General features: G+C 40.4%; 20 protein-coding genes. 15 read left to right on the top strand and 5 right to left on the bottom strand.

Annotated features, from left to right (window positions below):
- Positions 1-166 precede the first annotated feature (166 nt).
- The 4 genes from K7X70_RS21205 (at position 167) to K7X70_RS21190 (ending at position 7,633) form a co-directional block, all read left to right on the top strand.
- Positions 167-3,703: a SusC/RagA family TonB-linked outer membrane protein gene (locus K7X70_RS21205; protein ID WP_222538923.1), complete on the top strand. Its 3,537-nt coding sequence runs from the start codon at positions 167-169 to the stop codon at positions 3,701-3,703.
- 18 nt (positions 3,704-3,721) lie between these two features.
- Complete coding sequence (locus K7X70_RS21200; protein WP_222538922.1) at positions 3,722-5,170, top strand: RagB/SusD family nutrient uptake outer membrane protein; 1,449 nt, start codon at positions 3,722-3,724, stop codon at positions 5,168-5,170.
- A 104-nt stretch (positions 5,171-5,274) separates the two neighbouring features.
- The gene (locus K7X70_RS21195; RefSeq protein ID WP_222538921.1) at positions 5,275-6,471 is read left to right on the top strand and encodes a thioredoxin family protein; all 1,197 of its coding nucleotides are present in this window, start codon (positions 5,275-5,277) and stop codon (positions 6,469-6,471) included.
- A 34-nt stretch (positions 6,472-6,505) separates the two neighbouring features.
- Positions 6,506-7,633: a TlpA disulfide reductase family protein gene (locus tag K7X70_RS21190; protein ID WP_222538920.1), complete on the top strand. Its 1,128-nt coding sequence runs from the start codon at positions 6,506-6,508 to the stop codon at positions 7,631-7,633.
- A gap of 185 nt (positions 7,634-7,818) precedes the next feature.
- On the opposite strand, the gene K7X70_RS21185 is transcribed toward K7X70_RS21190, so the two are convergent.
- Both K7X70_RS21185 and K7X70_RS21180 read right to left on the bottom strand, forming a co-directional pair.
- Positions 7,819-8,145, bottom strand: a complete 327-nt coding sequence (locus tag K7X70_RS21185) for a DUF3276 family protein (RefSeq protein ID WP_062549995.1) — start codon at positions 8,143-8,145, stop codon at positions 7,819-7,821.
- A gap of 139 nt (positions 8,146-8,284) precedes the next feature.
- Complete coding sequence (locus K7X70_RS21180; RefSeq protein WP_222538919.1) at positions 8,285-10,084, bottom strand: ABC transporter ATP-binding protein; 1,800 nt, start codon at positions 10,082-10,084, stop codon at positions 8,285-8,287.
- Positions 10,085-10,196: 112 nt separating this feature from the next.
- On the opposite strand from K7X70_RS21180, the gene K7X70_RS21175 reads away from it, so the two are divergent.
- The 9 genes from K7X70_RS21175 (at position 10,197) to K7X70_RS21135 (ending at position 16,316) form a co-directional block, all read left to right on the top strand.
- Positions 10,197-11,285 carry a Glu/Leu/Phe/Val family dehydrogenase gene (locus tag K7X70_RS21175; RefSeq protein ID WP_222538918.1) on the top strand — a complete coding sequence of 363 codons (1,089 nt, stop codon included), beginning with the start codon at positions 10,197-10,199 and terminating at the stop codon, positions 11,283-11,285.
- A gap of 111 nt (positions 11,286-11,396) precedes the next feature.
- Positions 11,397-12,290 carry a transcription antitermination factor NusB gene (gene nusB, locus K7X70_RS21170; RefSeq protein ID WP_231634951.1) on the top strand — a complete coding sequence of 298 codons (894 nt, stop codon included), beginning with the start codon at positions 11,397-11,399 and terminating at the stop codon, positions 12,288-12,290.
- Between the two features lie 5 nt (positions 12,291-12,295).
- Positions 12,296-12,751: a DUF1573 domain-containing protein gene (locus K7X70_RS21165; RefSeq protein ID WP_222538917.1), complete on the top strand. Its 456-nt coding sequence runs from the start codon at positions 12,296-12,298 to the stop codon at positions 12,749-12,751.
- A 28-nt stretch (positions 12,752-12,779) separates the two neighbouring features.
- Complete coding sequence (yajC, locus tag K7X70_RS21160) at positions 12,780-13,124, top strand: preprotein translocase subunit YajC (protein WP_222538916.1); 345 nt, start codon at positions 12,780-12,782, stop codon at positions 13,122-13,124.
- 81 nt (positions 13,125-13,205) lie between these two features.
- A complete protein-coding gene (locus K7X70_RS21155) occupies positions 13,206-14,153 on the top strand; it encodes a CdaR family protein (protein WP_222538915.1) in 948 nt (315 codons plus the stop codon).
- Complete coding sequence (gene coaE, locus K7X70_RS21150; RefSeq protein ID WP_222538914.1) at positions 14,153-14,749, top strand: dephospho-CoA kinase; 597 nt, start codon at positions 14,153-14,155, stop codon at positions 14,747-14,749. Before K7X70_RS21155 ends, coaE begins: the two co-directional genes overlap by 1 nt.
- On the top strand, positions 14,749-15,690 hold the full coding sequence (locus tag K7X70_RS21145) for an MBL fold metallo-hydrolase RNA specificity domain-containing protein (RefSeq protein ID WP_222538913.1): 942 nt from the start codon (positions 14,749-14,751) through the stop codon (positions 15,688-15,690). Before coaE ends, K7X70_RS21145 begins: the two co-directional genes overlap by 1 nt.
- A gap of 1 nt (position 15,691) precedes the next feature.
- Positions 15,692-15,865 (top strand): C1orf53 family protein, encoded by a 174-nt coding sequence (locus tag K7X70_RS21140; RefSeq protein ID WP_222538912.1) that lies wholly within the window; start codon positions 15,692-15,694, stop codon positions 15,863-15,865.
- Positions 15,843-16,316 (top strand): MarR family winged helix-turn-helix transcriptional regulator, encoded by a 474-nt coding sequence (locus tag K7X70_RS21135; protein WP_255607494.1) that lies wholly within the window; start codon positions 15,843-15,845, stop codon positions 16,314-16,316. Before K7X70_RS21140 ends, K7X70_RS21135 begins: the two co-directional genes overlap by 23 nt.
- Positions 16,317-16,447: 131 nt before the next feature.
- On the opposite strand, the gene K7X70_RS21130 is transcribed toward K7X70_RS21135, so the two are convergent.
- From K7X70_RS21130 to K7X70_RS21120, 3 genes are read right to left on the bottom strand one after another with little or no spacing between them, the layout of a single operon-like run.
- Positions 16,448-17,179, bottom strand: a complete 732-nt coding sequence (locus tag K7X70_RS21130; RefSeq protein WP_062549986.1) for a ZIP family metal transporter — start codon at positions 17,177-17,179, stop codon at positions 16,448-16,450.
- Positions 17,179-17,742: a phosphatase PAP2 family protein gene (locus tag K7X70_RS21125; RefSeq protein ID WP_222538911.1), complete on the bottom strand. Its 564-nt coding sequence runs from the start codon at positions 17,740-17,742 to the stop codon at positions 17,179-17,181. The genes K7X70_RS21130 and K7X70_RS21125 overlap by 1 nt, the downstream gene beginning before the upstream one ends.
- Positions 17,736-18,470 carry a class I SAM-dependent methyltransferase gene (locus K7X70_RS21120; protein ID WP_222538910.1) on the bottom strand — a complete coding sequence of 245 codons (735 nt, stop codon included), beginning with the start codon at positions 18,468-18,470 and terminating at the stop codon, positions 17,736-17,738. Before K7X70_RS21120 ends, K7X70_RS21125 begins: the two co-directional genes overlap by 7 nt.
- A 175-nt stretch (positions 18,471-18,645) precedes the next feature.
- Between K7X70_RS21120 and glmM the strand changes: the two genes are divergently transcribed.
- Together glmM and K7X70_RS21110 are read left to right on the top strand one after the other, a co-directional pair.
- A complete protein-coding gene (gene glmM / locus K7X70_RS21115) occupies positions 18,646-20,034 on the top strand; it encodes a phosphoglucosamine mutase (RefSeq protein ID WP_222538909.1) in 1,389 nt (462 codons plus the stop codon).
- Positions 20,034-21,188 carry a cysteine desulfurase family protein gene (locus K7X70_RS21110; RefSeq protein WP_222538908.1) on the top strand — a complete coding sequence of 385 codons (1,155 nt, stop codon included), beginning with the start codon at positions 20,034-20,036 and terminating at the stop codon, positions 21,186-21,188. Before glmM ends, K7X70_RS21110 begins: the two co-directional genes overlap by 1 nt.
- The last annotated feature ends 1 nt before the right edge of the window (position 21,189 follow it).

The raw sequence follows: 21,189 nt of genomic DNA, 5'->3' as shown, positions 1-21,189 counted from the left end.
AACCCAACCTTACAAATGTATGTATTTATTTAATACTTCAAAGGGTATGGACAGGGCTCGCCCTTTGCCATATTTTAAACCATTTCAGGCTATTTATGCAAGGGTTTCCGGCATGAATACCTTAACCAGAAAGCAAATTATAATGCGGATTAATTTGATCACTATTATGATCACTATGACCCTGGTACAAGCTGCGGCGAGTACCTTCGGTCAGAGGGTTACACTGCGGGAAAAGAATGCCAGTTTACAACAAGTACTCTTATCCATCAAAAAACAAACTAATTACACTTTTCTGTACAACAGCGACCTGATAAAAAGCGCCAAGAAAGTAAACCTGAACCTGGAGAATGTACAACTGGAGCAGGCATTAGATGCTTGTTTTCAAGGGCAGGATCTGAGTTTTAAGATCATCGAAAATACGGTAGTCATTAAAAAGAAGGATTTCTCAGTATTGGATCAGCTCAAAAGCACTTTCAAATTCGTAGAGATCAAAGGAAAAGTGCTGGACGAAAACCGACTGCCTTTACCTGGAGCAACCGTTCAGGTGAAGGATAGCAAGAAAAACGCCATTACCAATGGAAATGGAGAGTTTGAACTTCATGCGGTAGACGAAAAAGCAATCCTGATCGTCTCTTTTATCGGCTATAAAGTAAAAGAAGTGCCGGTAAGTCAGGGCAGTCCTTTAACGATTACTTTAGAGGTCAATCCAGGGCTGTTATCGGAGATCTCGGTTGTCTCTACTGGCTATCAGGACATTCCTAAGGAACGTGCAGCAGGTTCTATTGTCACCATCAATGCAGATAAAGACCTGAAAGGTAAAATGCAAACCAATATCCTGGATAGAATTGAAGGGATGGCCGCAGGTTTTACCAGTTACAGTGCGGAAGGAAAAACTAAATATCAGATTCGTGGTGTTTCTACCTTGAATGCGGAGATGAAGCCACTGATTGTGGTGGACGGAGCCCCTTTTGAAGGGGATATTCAATCGATTAACCCTGCTGATGTGGAATCTGTGAACGTCCTGAAAGATGCTACCGCAGCTTCTATTTATGGTGCGCGCTCTGCAAATGGGGTGATTGTGATTACCCTGCGTAAAGGGGTAAAAGGGCCGGTAAAAGTTGCATATAATGGAACTGCTAAATTTACACCGCTCCCTAATCCTGATTATGCGAATAAAATGAGCAGCTCGGAGTTGGTGGATTTCCAAAGAGAAATGTTCGGCTACCGGTCAGGTTCTTACGAAGCGATCGATCCGCGTAAGTCGATGAACGACGTTTACCGACTGCTGTATGATGCCCGACAAAAACAGAAGGTAAATGGTAAATGGGATGCTGCAGATGAAGCACAATTACAGTCGTCCTTAGATTTCTACAGAAATAACGACAGATATGACCAGGTTGTAGAAGAGTTTATGCGTAAAACTGCCATGGTACAGCAACATAACCTATCGCTTTCTGGGGGGTCAGATTTCTATACTTATAACCTGAGTGGAAATTACATGAACAACAATCCCTATGAACGCGAACAAAGCAATAGTCGGGTAGGTTTTAACCTGAACAATACTTTCAATTTTACAAAATGGCTGAAAGTAAATGTAGGCGTATTGAGCAGTTCTTTAAAGGAAGATTACGACAATGGTGTGATCGGTTTTAACCAATTGAATAACGGTAAAGCCTCTTACTATATGCTAAGAGACAATAACGGAAATCCGGTAAACTGGTACAATTCAAAATCACAATTTGAGATTGACCGTTTAAATGCATTGGGCTTACAGGATGAAAATTATGCACCTGTAAATTATATGAGCAGTAAGCATTATAAGAACAACAGCAATTACCTGAATCTGAATTTTAATGCGACGATGCAATTGGCAGCTGGTCTCTCCTTGAATCTTCTTTATCAGAAAGAAAGGACTGACAATTATACCAAGCAATACCTGAGCAAAAATGCCTATGAGGTAAAAACGATGATTAATGATGCCACCAGAATTAAATCTGACGGTGCCAGAGAATTTCTGATTCCTAATGGCGGACAAGTTGATGAGACCAGGGCAGATATCAACTCACATACTTTACGTGCGCAGGTCAATTACAACAAATTGTTCGGAGAGAAACACCGCATTGATTTTATTGCAGGTGCTGAACAACGCAGTATGCTGGCCACAAGTACCAGAGTATATAGATATGGATACAATGACAACAGCCTTTCTTACGGTTTACTGGATGAAGTTGCTTTAGGTAAACAGCAGGTTGGGGTGCAATCGCTGAGTAACAGTTTCTTTTATTCGAAAAATAAAGATGAGGGAATCTTCAGCAAAGAAGACCGTTTTGTTTCTTTTTATGGTAACGGATCTTATACATTTGACCGTAAGCTGACCGCAACAGCAAGTATCCGTATGGACCAATCGAATTTGTTTGGTACCAATCCTAAATATCAATATAAGCCACTCTGGTCTACCGGATTATTATATATTCTTTCTGAAAATGACAACGACTGGCTGGACCGTCTAGCCATCCGTGCCACTTATGGTATCAATGGTAACATCTCTAAAAAAGGAGGCCCATACCTGATCATGAAAGATTATGCCAGCCCTAACCCAATGAACAATGAAGCTCATGCGTATGTGGAAAGTCCACCTAATTCTGGCCTACGATGGGAGAAAACCAAGGTGACCAATTTTGGTATGGACTATAGCTTGTTAAAAGGTAAGTTTTCTGGAAGTATAGACCTTTACAATAAGAATACAAGTGATCTATTAGGGCAAAGAAACCTGGATCCAACACTTGGCTGGGATAAGATCTTTATGAATTATGGCAGCATGCGCAATCGTGGGATTGATGTTGCTTTCAGCAGCAAGAACTTATCTACTGCTGATTTCAGCTGGACGACCTCGATGAATTTCAATTACAATCAAAATGTGGTGACCAAAATTGAAAATGCTGACAATACGATTTACAGTTATGTAGAGGAACCAACTAAAAATATGAGGGTAGGTAAGCCAATGGGGGCGCTGTATAGTATTCGTTATAAAGGATTAGATGCTGCAGGTAGACCAGTTGCGCTGACTAAAGATGGCAGGGAGGTGAGCAAAACCACTGACCTGACCCTGGACGATCTGGTTTATCAAGGTACAGTTACGCCACCTTTTTCGGCTTCATTGATGAACACAATCAGCTATAAGAATTTTGACCTGTTTTTCATGTTCATTTACTATGGTGGAAATAAAATGCGTGATGTGATCAGCCCATACCTAACCAGGTTGCCGGAATTGAACTACACCGCGAATATGGATAGACTGGCCTTAAATTATTGGAAAAAACCGGGTGATGAAAACATTCCGGGAATTGCTCCTGCTTTTTACTCCAATGCTTCAGATGTGATTACGCAGCTCTGGACAGCAGCAGATCAAAATGTTCAACGAGCAGATTACATCAAATTGAGAGATGTTACGATCAGCTATTCTCTGGCTAATGCATTCCTGAAGCAGAATTTTATCCAAAAATTACGCTTGAGCTTCCAGGTACAAAACGCATGGAGGTGGTCTGCAAATAAGCAGAATCTGGATCCAGAAGTTTGGACTGGGCTTACTACAATCCCAGTAAATAGTACCAGTGAAGTAGCAAAACCTGCAATTAAACCACCTCCATCAAGAGGTGCTTATATTCCAGCAACCTACACATTCGGTCTTTCTGTTAATTTTTAATCCATAACCTATATACAAATGAAAAAGATATTTATTGCTTTATTGCTTGCTGCGGGGATCTTTACCGGATGTAAAGATTATCTGGATATTAAGCCCAAAGGATACACCATTCCTGAGTTTTTTGAAGATTATAAAAAGTTATTAAATAATAGCAGCCTGAATAGGAGTTCCTCAGGTTATCCAAATTACCTGACGGATGATGCACAGGTAGGAACAGAGAAAGATGTCAATAGTGCTACAGATTATACTTTGTATACCCTGTTAAAACGGAACCTATATAGTTTTGCCCCTGGTGCTATTTTAGAATCGGGAAATGAAGATAGCTTTTATGAGGCCGCTTATTCGAAAATCTTTACTTACAACACGGTAATCAATAACATCGAAAATGTTCCGGATGGTGTGCCTGCTCAAAAAAGACAGTTAAAAGCAGAAGCACTTGTTGGAAGAGCTTTTGAGTATTTTAATTTAGTCAATGGTTATTCCGTTCAATATGATGCAGCAACTGCAGGTACTGACCTTGGTGTTCCTCTGGTATTGGTAGAAGATGTGACGCAAAGTTATACCAGAAATACGGTAGCTGAAGTCTATGCACAGATTTTGAATGATTTGGCAGCAGCAGAACCTAATCTGAGTACGATTGCAGATCATAAATTTCGTCCTACAAAAGCAGCAGCGAATGCATTGTTAAGTAAGGTTTACCTGGTGATGGGCAAATATACAGAGGCACTACAAAATGCCAATGAGGCTTTGAAGGTGAATCGCAATCTGATCAAATACCAGGATTATACCACCAAATTGGGGCTAACCTACGGGAGAGTAATTCTGTCAAGTAATAAGGATGTATTTTTTCCTCCTGTAGATAAGAGCATCGAAACCGTTTGGGCACGCCAAACAGCTTCAAGTTCTGGTGCGGTGTTCGGAGAATTATACGCCAGTAAAGATTTATTAAGCGTTTATGCTAAAGATTTACCTGCAGGGGGGATCGATAAACGTTTAAATCTTTTCTTCTGTACCGATTCTGCACAATTGGGAGGGAATCTCACCAGGTTTCCTGGAAGATCACTCTGGGCGCCTTACATTGAATTTAACATGGCTTTCAGCACCGGAGAATTGATGTTGATCGCTGCGGAAGCAGAAGCCAGAGTTGGAGATATGGGTGTCGCTTTGCAGCACCTGAACACCCTGAGAGCTGCACGTATCGTGGGCAATAAACCATTGACAGCGGCCACGAAAGAGGAAGCTCTGCTGCTTGTGCTGGAGGAAAGAAGAAGAGAAATGCCTTTCCAGGGAATCACACGCTTGATAGACCTGAAACGCCTCAATAAAGATCCGCGTTTCGCGAAATCGGTCAGCCATTTTTTCGGAACACAAACATTTACCCTACCGGCTAATGACAAACGTTATGTGCTGCCAATCCCACCTAAGGTATTGGCGCTAAATCCTTCCATTCCAGTATTGGATCGCTAAAAAACGCATGGCGTCCCTAAACTGTTGCTGCTTGTTTAAACAGGCAGCAACAGCTTAATGATAAAAACCTGGGCTTTTGAATCACCCCATATAAAACAGAATATATGAAATACCTTAACCTATTTCTATTCCTGCTGATCGCCACCGGCATCCAAGCACAGGAAGAAATCAAATTTAACCAGACCACAACCTGGGCTGCCACTACCGCTAAATCCGCTGAAGAAGGCAAGCTGATTTTTATCGATTGCTATACCTCCTGGTGCGCACCCTGCAAATGGATGGACAAAAACGTATTTAACGATGCTTCAGTAGCTAGCTTCTTCAATACCCATTTCATCAATGCTAAAATTGATATGGAAAAAGGAGAAGGAGTTGAGCTCCGTAAAAAATATAATGTGCAGTCCTTTCCGACCTTCCTTTTTGTAAATGACAAAGGGGAAGTGATCCATAGAACAGCCTCAAAGATGACTGTTGCTGAATTCCTGGAAGAAGGAAAAATGGCCGCAGATCCGAAAAGAAACCTTTCTTTCTTGAGTCAGAAGTATGAATCCGGACAAAGGGATATTCCTTTTGTACTGGATTACTTTTTGGCAGTGCAGAAAACAGACCGAAATAAAGCAGAACTAATCGGAAAAGATATTTCGGAACGCATCACTTTAGCGGACCTGAATTCGGCGCTAGGCTGGAAAGCAATTAAAGCCTTGGCGAGAACAGAAAACGACCGTTTAGGTGCCCATTTCATGGCCAATCAAACTGCTTACACTGCTTTTGCAACGGAAGAAGAAAGAGAAAAGCTGAAAGATCGACTGATCACCAGTACCATGTATGGTTACCTGTACACTAAGAATGAAAAGGCTTTTATGGAACACCTGTCTTATTTTAAAAACTCTGATAGAATTGACCGCAGAAAGCAAGGAATTATGCTGGAAGCAGATTTCTACCTGGACAACAGCAGGACTTCAGCATACCTCAGAATAACTGATGCAGCGCTAAAAGGCGATTTGAAAGATGATGCAGAAAAGTTAAGCTTTTTAGCTAGAAGAGCAGACGCTAAAGGTATGCGTCCTCATACTGCCAATCCTAAAGTGCTGAAACAAGCTTATAAGATGGCAAAACACGCGGCATCATTGGAGCCGGAAGAATACTCTATTGTCAGCACTTTCGCTAAAGTATGCTTAACCCTTAAAAAGAAAGAAGAGGGATTGATCGCTGCGAGGAAATCAAGAGCCCTTGCCGATGCGGAAACTTCGAAAATTCAGAAACTGGCGCAGGAGCTGCTGGATAAGATCGAATTGTTATAATAGAATAATAGCACACATAACGTAAACATAGAAAATGAATAACCTATTAAAGATTTCAACTTTGTCGCTAGGTTTAGTGACCTTATTGAATGTAGCAGCTGCAAACGCACAGCAGGCAAAAAGTTTTACCGTAAAAGGTGAACTTTCAGGCGTAAAAGACGGGGAAAAAATCTTATTCATCCGCAGTACAGATCAGAACACTTCAGACACCCTTTCCCAAACGATAAAAGGAGGGAAATTTGTGTTGAAAGGAAGCGTAAACAATGGTGCTGAATTTTTCAGCATTCGGGTAACGGACAAACGCATCAGATATAATGCATTTTTAGACAATTCCAATATGACCTTAAAAGGGAATGCGGATGATCTTTCTCAATTGATCATCACTGGATCACCAGCACATGCAGATCATTTGAAATATTTGTCGGCAATGGCTCCTCTAACTAGTACGATGAGGGCTTTGAACAAAGAATATGGCGATGCAAAAAAAGCCAGCAATGAGGAGAAAATGGCGGCTGTAAGTCAGAAGTTTGATGAGATAGAAGGTGAACAGGAAAAAGTTACGGCTGAGTTCATTAAGAACAATCCTCAATCTTATTATACTGCCTATCTGATCTTAAATGGAGATGTTGAGCCATCAGTCACCTTACCAGTTTATCATGCATTAGCCACAGCGGTAAAAAACAGCACTTATGGCCTAAAGTTAAAAGAACGTTTAGATGCCTTAGCAAAAGTAGCGATAGGGGTTAAAGCACCAGATTTCAGTGCGCAGACACCAGAAGGAACGACACTTTCTTTAAATGAAGTCGTGGCTAAAGGTAAATATACACTGATTGATTTCTGGGCGTCCTGGTGCGGTCCATGCAGACAGGAAAATCCAAACCTGGTAGCTGCTTATGAAAAATTCCATGGTAAAGGTTTAAACGTACTTGGCGTTTCACTGGATAAGCCAACTGCTGCTGCTGCATGGAAGAAAGCAATTGCCGATGATAAATTAACCTGGTACCAGATTTCTGACCTTCAGTACTGGCAGAGCCCGATGGTGAAACTATATGCAGTAAGAGGGATCCCTCATTCTGTTCTAGTAGATGCTAAAGGTATCATCGTAGCGAAAGACCTTAGAGGTAAAGCGCTTCATGATAAGCTGGCTGAGCTTTTAAAATAACAGCTATAATAGCTGCTGAAGAAGGCTTATTGTACTGGTTCATTCCATTCAATAAGCCTTTTTTATTTAACGAGGTGGAGTTCGATCACAGGAAGGAGGGGAGAAGGTGATTTCGGATCAGCCGGATTTTGGGCATAAAAAAAGCCCCTGGTTGATGAGGGACTTTGAATTTCTTTTGTATGATATTAGTAAGGAAAATCGTCGTTACTTTTATTGGCTACGCCTTCGTGGTTCTCGGAGTATTCGTAACGTTTTTCAACTACGTCCTGGTGGTTTTTGATATACTCAACAGTTTCATTTAATCCTTCTGCAAATTTCTCAAAATCTTCTTTATATAGGAAGATTTTATGCTTTACAAACACGCCGTCTTCTAGTCTTTTCTTACTCTCAGTTAAAGTTAGGTAATAGTCCCCTGATCTTGTCGCTTTTACGTCGAAAAAGTACGTTCTCTTACCGGCCCTTACTTTCTTCGAAAAAACCTCTTCTCTCTCTTTGTTGTCAAATTCTCCCATGGTTGGTAATAATCTTGGTTTTTGGTTCGGGTAAATATAAAGGAATAATTATTAAACTTCAAAATAGAAAATTACACAAAAGGACTTTCTTTTGCTTATTTCATATGCAAAATCTCATACTACCCTTTTAAGCGCATGATTATATGGCAGAGCTGCTGTTTGTTTCCTCTTCTAACAATTGATTTTGATACATTTCAGCGTAATTGCCATTAATTTGCAACAATTCGGCATGCGTACCTTGCTCAATAATCTTCCCTTCGTCTAAAACCAGAATTTTATTGGCGTTTTTTATGGTGGATATCCGATGCGCAATTAGAATACTGGTTTTTCCTTTCATCACCCTGCCCAGGTTGTTCAGAATTTCTTCTTCTGTGCGGGTGTCAACTGCGGAAAGGCAATCGTCGAAAATTAAAACTTTCGGCTCTTTAATTAAAGCACGGGCGATAGATACCCGCTGTTTTTGTCCGCCGGAAAGGGTAATACCCCGCTCGCCAAGCATGGTTTCAAATTTATGCTCGAAATTGATGATATTATGATACACAGCGGCATTTTTAGATGCCTGTACCACTGCGTCCTCATCGACTACGTCCAGACCAAAGGCGATGTTGTTTCTGATCGTATCCGAAAACAAAAAGACTTCCTGTGGAACAAAGCCAAACTGACTTCTGTAATGCTGTAGGTTAAGCGTGTCAATCGCCACACCGTCCATCGTCACCTTTCCCTGATCCACATCGTACATGCGCATCATCAGATTCGCAAGGGTAGATTTTCCAGAGCCTGTACGGCCAATGATGGCTACAAACTGACCTTGCTCAATCTCAAAGCTGATATTTTTTAAAGCCTGAATTCCGGTATCCGGATAAGTGAAGCTCACATTTTCAAAACGGATATTTCCCTGCACCGGCAAGATGTCTGCATCACCGGAAACAATTTCTGGTTTCAAATGAAGAAACTCATTGATCCTTTTTTGAGAAGCTGAGGCACGTTGAATCAGCGTGGTGACCCAGCCCAGCATGGATACTGGAAAAGTAAGCTGGTTTACATAGACAATAAATTCCGCTATATTTCCTGGAGTGATGGCACCCTCGATGACTTGTTTGCCGCCGATATAAACGGTTAGGATGGTACTCAAACCAACAAGCAGGAGCATAGTCGGGTAAAATAAAGCCTGAACCTTTACCAATCCCATGGCATTATTTTTATAACCCTGGCTTTCTGCCGCAAAAACCGCTTTGGTATGGTCTTCACGTACATAAGACTTGATCACGCGGATCCCTGAAAACCTTTCCTGCACAAAACTGCTCAGTCGGGAAAGCTGTTCCTGAATTTCCTCACTTCTTTTATTGATAATGGTGTTGACAAAATAAATGATCACCACCAGTACCGGCAGGGGAAGCAGCGAGAAAATTGCCAGCGTACCATTGACCGAGAACATGGCATAAATGATCAATATAAACAATACACCCGTATTGATGGCATACATGATGGCAGGTCCCACATACATACGAACCCGGTTCACATCTTCAGTCGCACGGTTCATCAAATCGCCGGTATTGTTGCGGCGGTAAAAACCCAGACTCAATTCCTGGTAATGGGCATAGATCTCGTTCTTCATGTCGTACTCAATATGTCTGGACATCAGAATAATGGTTTGACGCATGAAAAAGAGGAATATCCCTCTCAATAGATAAAGTACGAGTACCAAAAGTCCGAAGTAAAAGAGACTCTGACTGAAGATATCATAGATGATGCTGCGGCGTTCGAAACCTTCGAATAAGCCATAGATCTGTATGTTTTCAGTAATTAAATTGAAGGCATGGCCGATCACTTGTGCCGGGATCACTGCGAAGATATTCGAGATGACCACGAAAAACACCCCCGGAATAATCCACCATTTATATTTATAGAAGTATTTGTTTAAAAATCTGAGGTGTTTCATGAGTAAGCAAAGTTAGCCAAATGAAGGTAATTTTTTTAAAGACTTTGGTTAAAACTGTGTAAATAATGTTTTTTTATGCTAGTTTTGCGACATATCTGATAAACAAAATTATATGCCTGATAATAGTTCTCTTGTGAATTCAGTTTTAGATCAGTTAAGCGCCGCAGGCCATAAAAAGGTCGTTTTTTGCAATGATCCCGATACCGGCCTCAAAGCCATTATTGCTGTTCATGATACTACATTAGGTCCTGCTTTAGGCGGAACAAGGATGTGGAGCTATGTTTCAGAAGCGGAAGCATTGGAAGATGTACTCAGATTATCCAGAGGTATGACCTATAAAGCAGCGATCACCGGCTTAAATATCGGCGGTGGTAAAGCTGTAATTATCGGTGATTCCAGAAAAGGAAAATCAGAAGCCATGATGCGTAGCTACGGCAGATTCATCAAAAACATGAATGGAGAATTCATCACTGCAGAAGATTTAGGAACCACCACTAAAGATATGGAGTATATCCGTATGGAAACCGAGCATGTAACCGGCGTTCCAGAATCTTTAGGTGGCGCAGGTGATCCTGCACCACACACGGCAAAAGGTGTGTTTTTAGGTATTAAAGCCTGCGTAAAAGAGGTGTTCGGAACAGATATGCTGGCAGGACGTTCAGTAGTAGTGCAAGGGATTGGTAAGGTGGGGGAACACCTGGTAGAGCTGTTAAGGGCAGAAAATGTAGAAGTTTACATCAGTGACATCAACGAAGAACGTTTGCAGCATGTTGCACGTACTTACAAAGCCAAGCCTATTGCTGCCGACAAGATATTTGGAATTGACGCCGATATCTATGCGCCATGTGCCTTAGGAGCTACGGTAAATGATAAAACCATCCCTAAAATGAAGTTTGCCATTATTGCGGGTTCTGCAAACAATCAGTTGGCAGATGAGCTGGTACATGGGCAGCTATTATTAGAAAAAGGCATCTTATTTGCACCAGATTACCTGATCAATGCCGGCGGTTTGATCAGCTGTTATTCTGAATTAACGGGTTACGGTAAGAAACGTACCATTCAGCTGACGGAGAATATCTACAATGCCACCCGCGATGTGATCAGGATGTCTAAAAAGGATAAGATTTCAACTATCCTGGCTGCGAATCACATTGCTGAACAAAGAATAATCGATATCAAGAAAATAAAATCATCATTTTAGTACACAAATCACAAATTAAATCACCGGTAATTTACCACTCGTTCTTACACATTCATGTTAAACAGAAGGCACTTAAGAATTAAAGCTTTGCAAAACATTTTTGCATGGCAAATGACAGACAAGAGAGATTTAGCTTCCTCAAAGAAAGCTTTATTGGAAAGTATTGACAGCGTGTACGAGATGTACATCTGGATGCTATCACTCCTTGTTGAAGTTACAGAATACACTAGCATCGACGCTATTGAAAGGTCAAATAAACATTTGCCTACACCAGAGGATCTGAACCCTAACATGAAACTGCTTCATAATAAGTTTGCAGTTACGCTAAAAGAAAACCCCGACTTTAAGGACAACGTCAACAAATATCAGATCAACTGGATGTCTGATCCTGAATTTGTAAAAGGCATCTTCAATGCTTTGAAAGTTACTCCTGAGTATATCGCTTATCTTGCAGATGAGGACAACAGCTTAGAAGAATCCAAAGTAATCATCAAATTTATCTTTAGAAAAATTATTTTAAAAAGCCACAACATCATTCAGGCTTTTGAAGATAAGTTTATCAACTGGTCTGTAGATAAAGAAGTGATGCAGGGAATGGTTGCGAAAACTTTAAAAAACTTTACTTCAGAAGATCCACGTAAAAACAAACTGACGCCAATCAGTCAGGACTGGGAAGAAGATAAGAAATTCGTAGAAGATCTTTTCATTTATACCCTGAAAAATAACAAAGAATACCAGGAACTTATTGCCGAACGTACCAAAAACTGGGAGTCGGAAAGGATTGCATTAATGGATACCATTCTGATGAAAATGGCGATCTGTGAATTGTTGAATTTCCCTTCTATTCCTGTAAAAGTAACGATTAACGAGTACCTTGATCTATCAAAAGATTACAGTACTCCGAAAAGTAATTCGTTTATTAACGGTATCTTGGACAAAATTTTAGGCGATCTGAAAAGAACGGATAGTATCCATAAATTGGGCCGCGGATTAATCGAAGAATAAAAAATATGAAACGAATCTTGTTAATTGCAATTGCAGCGATGACATTTGCTTCCTGCCAAAACACAACGAAAACCGCTGGTGCAGGCACTGAAGCTGGGACAACTTCCCTTGCCGAAGGTACCGATCCGGTAGCCGCAGCTGATGCCGCAGTGATGACTTTTGAGAATGAAAACTATAATTTCGGTAAAATAGCACCGGGAGAAAAAGTTCATTACGAATATAAGTTTAAAAACACGGGTAAAAGCCCTTTAATCATTAGCAATGCAACTGCAACTTGCGGCTGTACGGTTCCTGAGATCCCTAAAGAGCCAATTCTTCCAGGTGCAACAGGCAGTATTAAAGTGGTGTTTGATAGTGCTGGCAAATTTGGAATGCAGGATAAAGTCGTTACGGTGACTTCAAATGCAAATCCAACTGTAGCAGAACTACATTTAACAGGAGAAATCAAAGAAACTAAATAAATACTAATAAAAAATCTTATATATAATTATGATGTCAACAGTAATCTTACAAGCAACAGGTGGTAGCAGCATGCTAGGTACCCTGGTACCAATGGTTTTAATCATGGTGGTATTTTATTTTTTCATGATCAGACCTCAGGTTAAAAAAGCTAAAGACCATAAAAAACTGGTTGAAGAGTTGAAAAAAGGTGATAAAATTGTAACTACTGCCGGTATTCACGGTAAAATTGTAGATATGAACGACACTACTTTCGTTATTGAAGTAGAAAGTGGTACTAAAATCCGTTTTGATAAAACTTCGGTTTCTTTAGATGCAACGAAAGCTGCAGCTCCTAAAGTTGACCTTGCAAAAACTGAAGCTCCAAAAGCATAGGTTTTACAGCTATACTGGTAAAAGCCGCATCCTTGTTTGGTGCGGCTTTTGCATTTCAGTATATTTGATTACTTTGTCCATATGCCCATCATCAAACTCACAAAAGTAGAGCAAAAGCGTTTTCTGGCGCTGGTCACCTGTCTGTTCCTGGCTGTTGCGGCATGGTTGTTCATGGCATTGAACAATAAATATGTTTATACGGCCAAAACGGTACTCGACTATAAGAACTTCCCTCAAAAGAAGGCCTTTCATCCGCTGCAATCAGATACGGTTGATTTACAGGTGGAAGGAACGGGGTGGCAGCTGTTATTTGCCCGATTAAGGATCAAACCACAATCGATTTCGATTAACCTGGAACAATTAAATAACAGGAATTATGTGCTGTTTTCTGAGCAACTGTTCAATGTGAACCGTCAGCTGGAATCCTCTCAAAAGATCATTTCCGTAAAACCGGATACATTGTATTTTGACTTCTCTGAAAGGAGAGTAAAAAGAGTTCCTGTGAAACTGGTTTCCAACCTTCAATTTGTACCGCAATATGGCTTATCGAACGCCATAAAGGTAAATCCGGACTATGTAACGATCTCCGGTCCGGAAGAAGATATTGTCAAGATTAAAGAATGGAATACCGATACTTTGAAGCTGGAGGATATTCAAAGCTCTACAGTAGCCAGGGTTGCAATGGTGCAGAATAAGATGAAAAATGTAAACATCTTTCCAACCAGTGTAGACGTGAAATTGCCGGTGGATGAGTTTACAGAAAAAGTGATAGAAGTGCCTTTAAAGGTGATCAATAACAAAGAATATTACAATGTAAAACTCTATCCTAAAAAGGTGAAGGTGACTTTAATGGTCGCGCTGTCTAAGTACAGTCAGATCAATGAAGAGTTCATCGAGGCGGTAGTAGATATGAATGAATGGAAGGTTTTTCAGCACAATGAGTTGACCGTTAGGTTGAATCGCTTCCCTGATTATTGTAAACTGGTGCAGATTAAACCTGCTAAAGTTGATTTTATTATAGAAAAATAATGTTAAAAATAGGGATAACAGGAGGGATAGGAAGTGGGAAAACAACGGTGTGCCGGGTGTTTGAAACCTTGGGCATTCCGGTATTTTATGCGGATACCGTAGCCAAACAAATTATGGTTACTGACCCCATCCTGATTCAAGGGGTAAAAGATACTTTTGGAAAAGAAAGTTATACTCCTGAAGGGGTATTGAACAATAAACACATCGCCGGTATTGTCTTTAATCAGGCAGCAGAATTAGAAAAGCTGAACCAATTGGTGCATCCGGCCGTATTTCGGGCTTTTGAAACCTGGGCCGCTCAGATTTCATCAAATGTACCCTATATCCTCAAAGAAGCAGCTTTGCTTTTTGAAAGCGGTTCTTATCAGCTGTGCGACCTTAATGTGCTGGTGATTGCACCCTTAACAACCAGATTGCAGCGCGTCATGCAGCGCGATGGAGTAACTGAGGAGCAGGTGAGGGCACGTATGGATAAACAGCTCTCCGACGAAGAGAAAGCTAAGATGGCGGACATGCTTGTCTACAATAATGAGACAGATTCTTTAATTACACAAGTGATGGCTTTACACCATCAATTCTTAAATACAAAGCCTTAATGATATTAGATGATTTTATAGTTGCTACAAAAACTGGTTTATTTTGTAGATATGGTGATTTTTATCTGGATCCAAAGGAAATAGTGAAAGACGCAGTGATCTCCCATGCCCATGGAGACCATGCCATCGGAGGTAACCTCCATGTTTATTGTACAGAAACGACCTCATTGTTTATGAAACACCGCTATAAGAAATTTGCCGGAGGTGAGTTTCATTTGAAAGGTTATCATGAACATTTTACGCTGAATGGCGTGAAAATCAGCTTTATTCCTGCCGGACATATTCTGGGCTCGGCAATGATTTTAATGGAGTATCAAGGGATTAAATACTTGTATACCGGTGATTATAAATTGCAGCCAGACAAGACTTGTGAGCCGATTGAGTTTGTACCCGCAGACGTCCTGATTACAGAGACGACCTTTGCTGATCCTAACACCCGTCACCCAGCAGCAGAAAAGGAGATTTTGAAACTGAATGGAACGCAGAGTAACATTATGCTAGGCGCTTATGCCTTAGGTAAATGTCAGCGATTGATTAGTCTGATGAATGATCATTGTCCGGAAAAAAGGATACTGGTACACCATAGTATGTTGCCTTTTGTGAAAATTTATGAGCAGAATGGCATAAATATGGGAAAATATGAAATGTATGATCGTAAAGTGATGAAGAATACACCAACCAATATGGTGTATATGGTTCCTCCAATGGTATTTAGGAGCTATTTTAGAGCTATAAATGTGATTAGAGTATTCGCTACGGGTTGGAAGCACTTGCAAAGCAATAGTGAAATTCAATTGTATGTGTCTGATCATGCAGACTGGAATGACATCATTTATACCATAGATCAGGTGAAACCTACGGAAGTTTGGACCAATCATGGCGATGGAAAGCAGCTGAAGGAACATTTTGCGAATAGTTTGGTCGTTAAATTGCTTACATAATATGATAGAAGGGATAGACTATTATTTGAATGAAGATGGGCTAATGGTTTTCACTGAAGCTTATCATCTGAAGAGGGGCTATTGCTGTAAGAATAAATGTAAACACTGCCCATGGGGATTTGGCAAGAAAAAGACCAGTCCATCAAAAGGGAATGAGAATAAACAGAATGACTGAGATGCAGTTGGAGAAAGAAATAAAAGCGACAAAATTTAAAGATATATACCAGCAGGCAATTGCGAATCTGGTGTTTACCAATAGTTGGTGCAATGATTATTTTAAGCAGGTCATTGCTCCTTATGAGATTACTCCGCAACAGTTCAATATTTTGAGAATTTTGAGAGGACAGTATCCTGCGCCTTCCACGATTAATTTGTTGAAATCAAGAATGCTGGATAAGATGTGTGATGCTTCCCGCATCACTGAACGTCTGGTACAAAAGAAATTGGTAGCCAAAGGTGTGAATGTCCATGATAAAAGGGCAGTTGATATTTTAATTACTGAAAAAGGATTGACTTTACTCCGTAAAATGGACGATGAGGTAGACCTTTCCGCGCTGGCAGCAAAAAACTTGTCGGCTGAGGAAGCACAGTTATTAAACGATTTGCTGGATAAAATGAGGGCTTAATCCTATTTATTCCTCTACAAAAAAAGCTAAGCTTTTAACAGCTTAGCTTTTTTTGAAAACTTTTTTCAGGCCAATTTATTGAATATTTTAAAGGCATTTAGCTCCTCGAAATAAGCAAACATTGCAGAAGGTTAATGCTGGTGCGTTTGTCCGGTCATAAAATAACCAATCAGGGCAATGCCCACACCACACAATACCGCGATCATTTTTCTTTTGCTCACCTTGTGGTCTACACTTGATTCAAATAAGATGGTTGTAGAAATGTGTAAAAAGATACCAATCACAATACCCATAATCTTGTTGAAATAGTCTTCAACGCCTCCAATGGTGCCATTACTCAAGCCATAACTTACATAAAACCCTAGCGGTGCCATGATCGCAAAAATGCTGATGTAAAAAAGCACGCTGTTTCTTTTGAAATGGCTTTGCATCAATATACTTGCCAGTGCAAAAGCTGCTGGGATGTGGTGTAAGGAGATTCCAAAAATCAAGGCATTGTGCTGATCTTTAGCCAATGGCATCCCTTCCAGAAAGGCATGTAAACAAAGACTGATCATGATCCCATAAGGAAATGCCTTTGAATCTCCGTGTTTGTGAATATGACCATGTTCTACGCCTTCCGAGAACTGTTCTAGCAGAATTTGAAAAAGGAAACCAATTAGAATGAAGATCCCGATTTGCGCATGATCTGGTCCGCTGTAAGCTTCAGGAATCAGGTGTAACACCGTAATGGCGAATAAATAAGCCCCACTAAAGGAAAGAATTAACTTCAGCAACTGCGATTTATCGCTCTTCACCATGAAAATGGCAGAGCCTCCTAAAAAGGCACTAAAGAATAAGATGAGCAACTTCCAGATTTCCATTATACTTGTGGTTGTATTTTTTTGTAGATGATTGAAGTACTGAAACCAATCAGACTGCCGAGAAGCGCGCCAACCATGGTGTCAATAGGGTAGTGGACCCCAACATAGATTTGTGAGAACGAAATGATAAAGGCCCAGGCCAATCCGATCGGTAAAATAGGCTTCCATTTATCGTAAAATACGAAAATCAGGAAAACGGCCATAGCAAAATGATTGGTTGCATGAGCAGAAGGAAAACTGTATCCACTGCCGCATGGCACACGGCGAACGAGCTCTCCAACCAAATCAATGTCGTTACAAGGCCTGATGCGTCCTGCTAATGGCTTGATCACTCTTGAAGCGATTAAATCGCCCATAGCTACAGTAAAAGCCAGCATTCCTATGATATACCATCCTCTTTTCTTGTATTCTTTTACACAAAAAATGATGATAAATAAATATAATGGAACCCAAGTATAGCGATTGCGCATTAAAGGAAGCAACCAGTCGAAAACTGGGTTGCCCATATCGCGGTTTACTTTAAGGAACAGTTCTACGTCAAATTGATGCAGGGCTTCTAGCATATTTTTTTGCAGATTAAAATCAAACGGTCAGATTTTGTCTCATCAAAAGGCTCTAAAGCGTAGTTGCCGAAGATTTCCGTGATTTGCAAGCCACTTTTTAATAACATTCTTTCAAAGTCTTCTTTTTGGAAAGCTTGTACACGCTCTTCAAAAGCGAAAGATTTATTGCGGTGTTCGAAATTGATATGTTTGATGATCTTGCCATCAGCAACAAATTTATGAAGGTGGAACTCTATGCCTTCCATTGTTTTTGTTTCCTGCTGAGTCAGGTTTTTGATGATCTTCTGGGTATTGAAATAATCGATCACCAGGGTCCCATTAGGTTTTAAACTTTTTCTGAATGAGGTTAATGCGCTTACATGTTCTTTTTCTGTTTCAAAATAACCGAAACTGGTGAACAGGTTCAAGGCAAGGTCGAAATAATTGATGAAAGACAGCTTACGCATATCATGCACAAAAAAATGCAGGTTCTTCTGCTCAAACTGCTGTGCATATTTGATGCTTTGTTCAGAAAGGTCCACTCCGGTTACATCATAACCTTTTTTGTTCAGGTAAATGGAATGTCTGCCGCGGCCGCAGGCAATATCCAGAATCCTGGAATCAGCAGCAGGCTTCAGGTGTGCCGACAGGTTATCAATTAAGAATTCTGCTTCAGCATCATTACGTTGACTATATAAAATATGATAATAGGGAGAGTTGAACCAATATTGAAACCACTTGCGCTGCATAAAGCCCGTTTTTGTTGATGTTTAAGAAAAACACAAATATAGTATTTTCAAATGCAACAATGAGGATTATTTAAGCTTCCCCCATGATTTTAATGATGTTAATTTTACGATTTGAAGTGCTATAAATCAGGCTTTATGTTGTTTTTTTCCTATTTTTGAAAAAAAACCGAATAACTTGACACTAATAAAATCTATCTCCGGAATAAGAGGAACCATCGGAGGAATCGCCGGTAATGGCTTGACTCCTATTGATATCGTTAAATTTACAGCAGCTTACGGCTCATGGATTATCAATAAAACGAACATTAAGAAAATTGTTGTTGGACGTGATGCCAGAATTTCTGGTGAAATGGTGAACAACCTGGTCATAGGTACCCTTCAGGGCTTAGGCATTGAAGTGATTGACCTGGGTTTGTCAACTACTCCAACAGTAGAGATCGCAGTGCCGCTTGAGAAAGCTGGTGGTGGGATCATCTTAACGGCAAGTCACAATCCAAAACAATGGAATGCCTTGAAATTATTGAATGATAAAGGTGAGTTTATCAGCGATGCTGATGGAAAAGAACTTTTAGAGATCGCTGAGAAAGCAGAATTTAGCTTTGCTGAGGTAGATGACTTAGGTACAGTGAAGAAAGACGATAGCTATTTGCAAAAGCATATTGATGCCGTTCTAGCCTTACCATTAGTAGATGTTGCTGCAATTAAAGCGGCAAACTTCAAGATCGCGATCGACTGTGTGAACTCTACAGGAGGAATTTTTGTTCCTGCTTTATTGAAAGCTTTAGGAGTAGAAACGGTTTATGAACTGTATTGTACGCCAGATGGTCATTTCCCACACAATCCTGAGCCATTGCCAGAAAACTTAACGGAAATCGCTAAAGTGGTAAAAGCTAAAAATGCTGATTTAGGTATTGTGGTAGATCCGGATGTAGACCGTTTATGCTTTGTATGTGAAGATGGTGCCATGTTTGGTGAAGAATATACCTTAGTTGCCGTAGCGGATTACGTGCTTAAAAACACACCTGGAAATACGGTTTCTAACCTTTCTTCCACCAGAGCATTGAGAGATGTAACGGAAAAGGCAGGAATGGAATACCATGCTTCAGCAGTGGGAGAGGTGAATGTAGTAAATCAAATGAAAGCAAATAAAGCGATCATCGGTGGTGAAGGTAATGGTGGTATCATCTATCCGGAATCTCATTATGGACGTGATGCTTTAGTAGGCATCGGTTTATTCTTATCGCATTTGGCGAAGTTTGGTAAGTCGATTTCTCTTTTGAGAAGCAGCTATCCAGCTTACTATATCTCTAAAAATAAAATTACACTAACCCCTGAAATGGACATCGATGCACTATTGATTAAAGTTCAGGAGAAATATAAAAATCAGCCTACCAGCACTATTGATGGCTTGAAAATAGAATTTGATAAAGAATGGGTGCATTTGCGCAGGTCTAATACAGAGCCAATCATTCGTATCTATAGCGAAGCAGGCAGCGAGACAGTAGCTGAAAACCTGGCTTCAAAGATCATATCAGATATCAAAGAAATTTTAAAATTGAACTAATGAAGGTAAACAGGATCTATTTAGACAATGCGGCAACAACGCCTCTGGATCCAGAGGTAATTTCGGAGATGGTGAACGTAATGACTAATTATTACGGGAATCCATCTGCAATTCATGCTCAGGGTAGAGAGGTAAGAACGCTGGTAGAAAAAGCAAGAAAAACAGTTGCCGGTCTCTTAAATGCGACTCCTGCTGAGGTTTTTTTTACGTCTGGAGGTACAGAAGCCGACAATACCGCTATTCGCTGCGGAATTGCTGCTTTTAACATCAAGCATGCCATTACTTCGAAAATTGAACACCATGCAGTAGAACATACTTTAGATATGCTACTGAAACAAGGTGTGATTGACAAACTGAGTTTTGTGAATATCGATGCAAAGGGAAATGTTGATTACGATCATCTGGAGCAATTGTTAAAAGAAAACGGCCGTTCATTCGTTTCATTAATGCATGCCAATAATGAATTGGGTACCCTAACTGATATTGAGCGGGTAGGAGAGATCTGTGAGCAGTATGATGCCATTTATCATTGTGATACCGTTCAAACGATGGGTCATTACCAGCATGACGTAAGAAAGCTGAAAGCACACTTTATTGTATGCTCAGCGCATAAATTGCATGGTCCTAAAGGCGTAGGTTTCCTATTTGTAAACCACAATGTGAAAATCGCTCCGATGATTTATGGGGGTGCGCAGGAACGAAATATGCGTGGTGGTACAGAAAATGTATACGGAATTATTGGGCTTTCAAAAGCCCTCGAAATGGCGTATGCAGAGATGGAAAGTCACCAGAACCACATTCAGGGATTAAAAGATTACTTGAAAAATAGATTGAGTACTGAAATTGCTGACATTAGCTTTAATGGCGAGACAGATGCGGATAAGAGCTTGTACACGGTATTGAATGTTTCTTTCCCGGCAATGGATATGTCTGATATGTTGTTGTTTAACCTGGATATCAACGGTATTTCTGCTTCTGGCGGCAGTGCTTGTTCTTCAGGTTCTAACATCGGGTCTCATGTGTTAACAGGTATCCATGCAGACCCGAACAGACCATCTGTAAGGTTCTCTTTCAGTAAATACAACACGAAAGAAGAACTGGACATTGTAGTAGATAAAGTCAAACAAATCGTAAGTCAGAACGTTACTGCATAAA

Source organism: Pedobacter polysacchareus (assembly GCF_019802255.1).
In the GTDB taxonomy this organism is placed as follows: domain Bacteria; phylum Bacteroidota; class Bacteroidia; order Sphingobacteriales; family Sphingobacteriaceae; genus Pedobacter; species Pedobacter polysacchareus.
The sequence above is the reverse complement of the archived record's forward strand: the minus strand, read 5'-3'. Positions and strand labels throughout refer to the sequence as shown.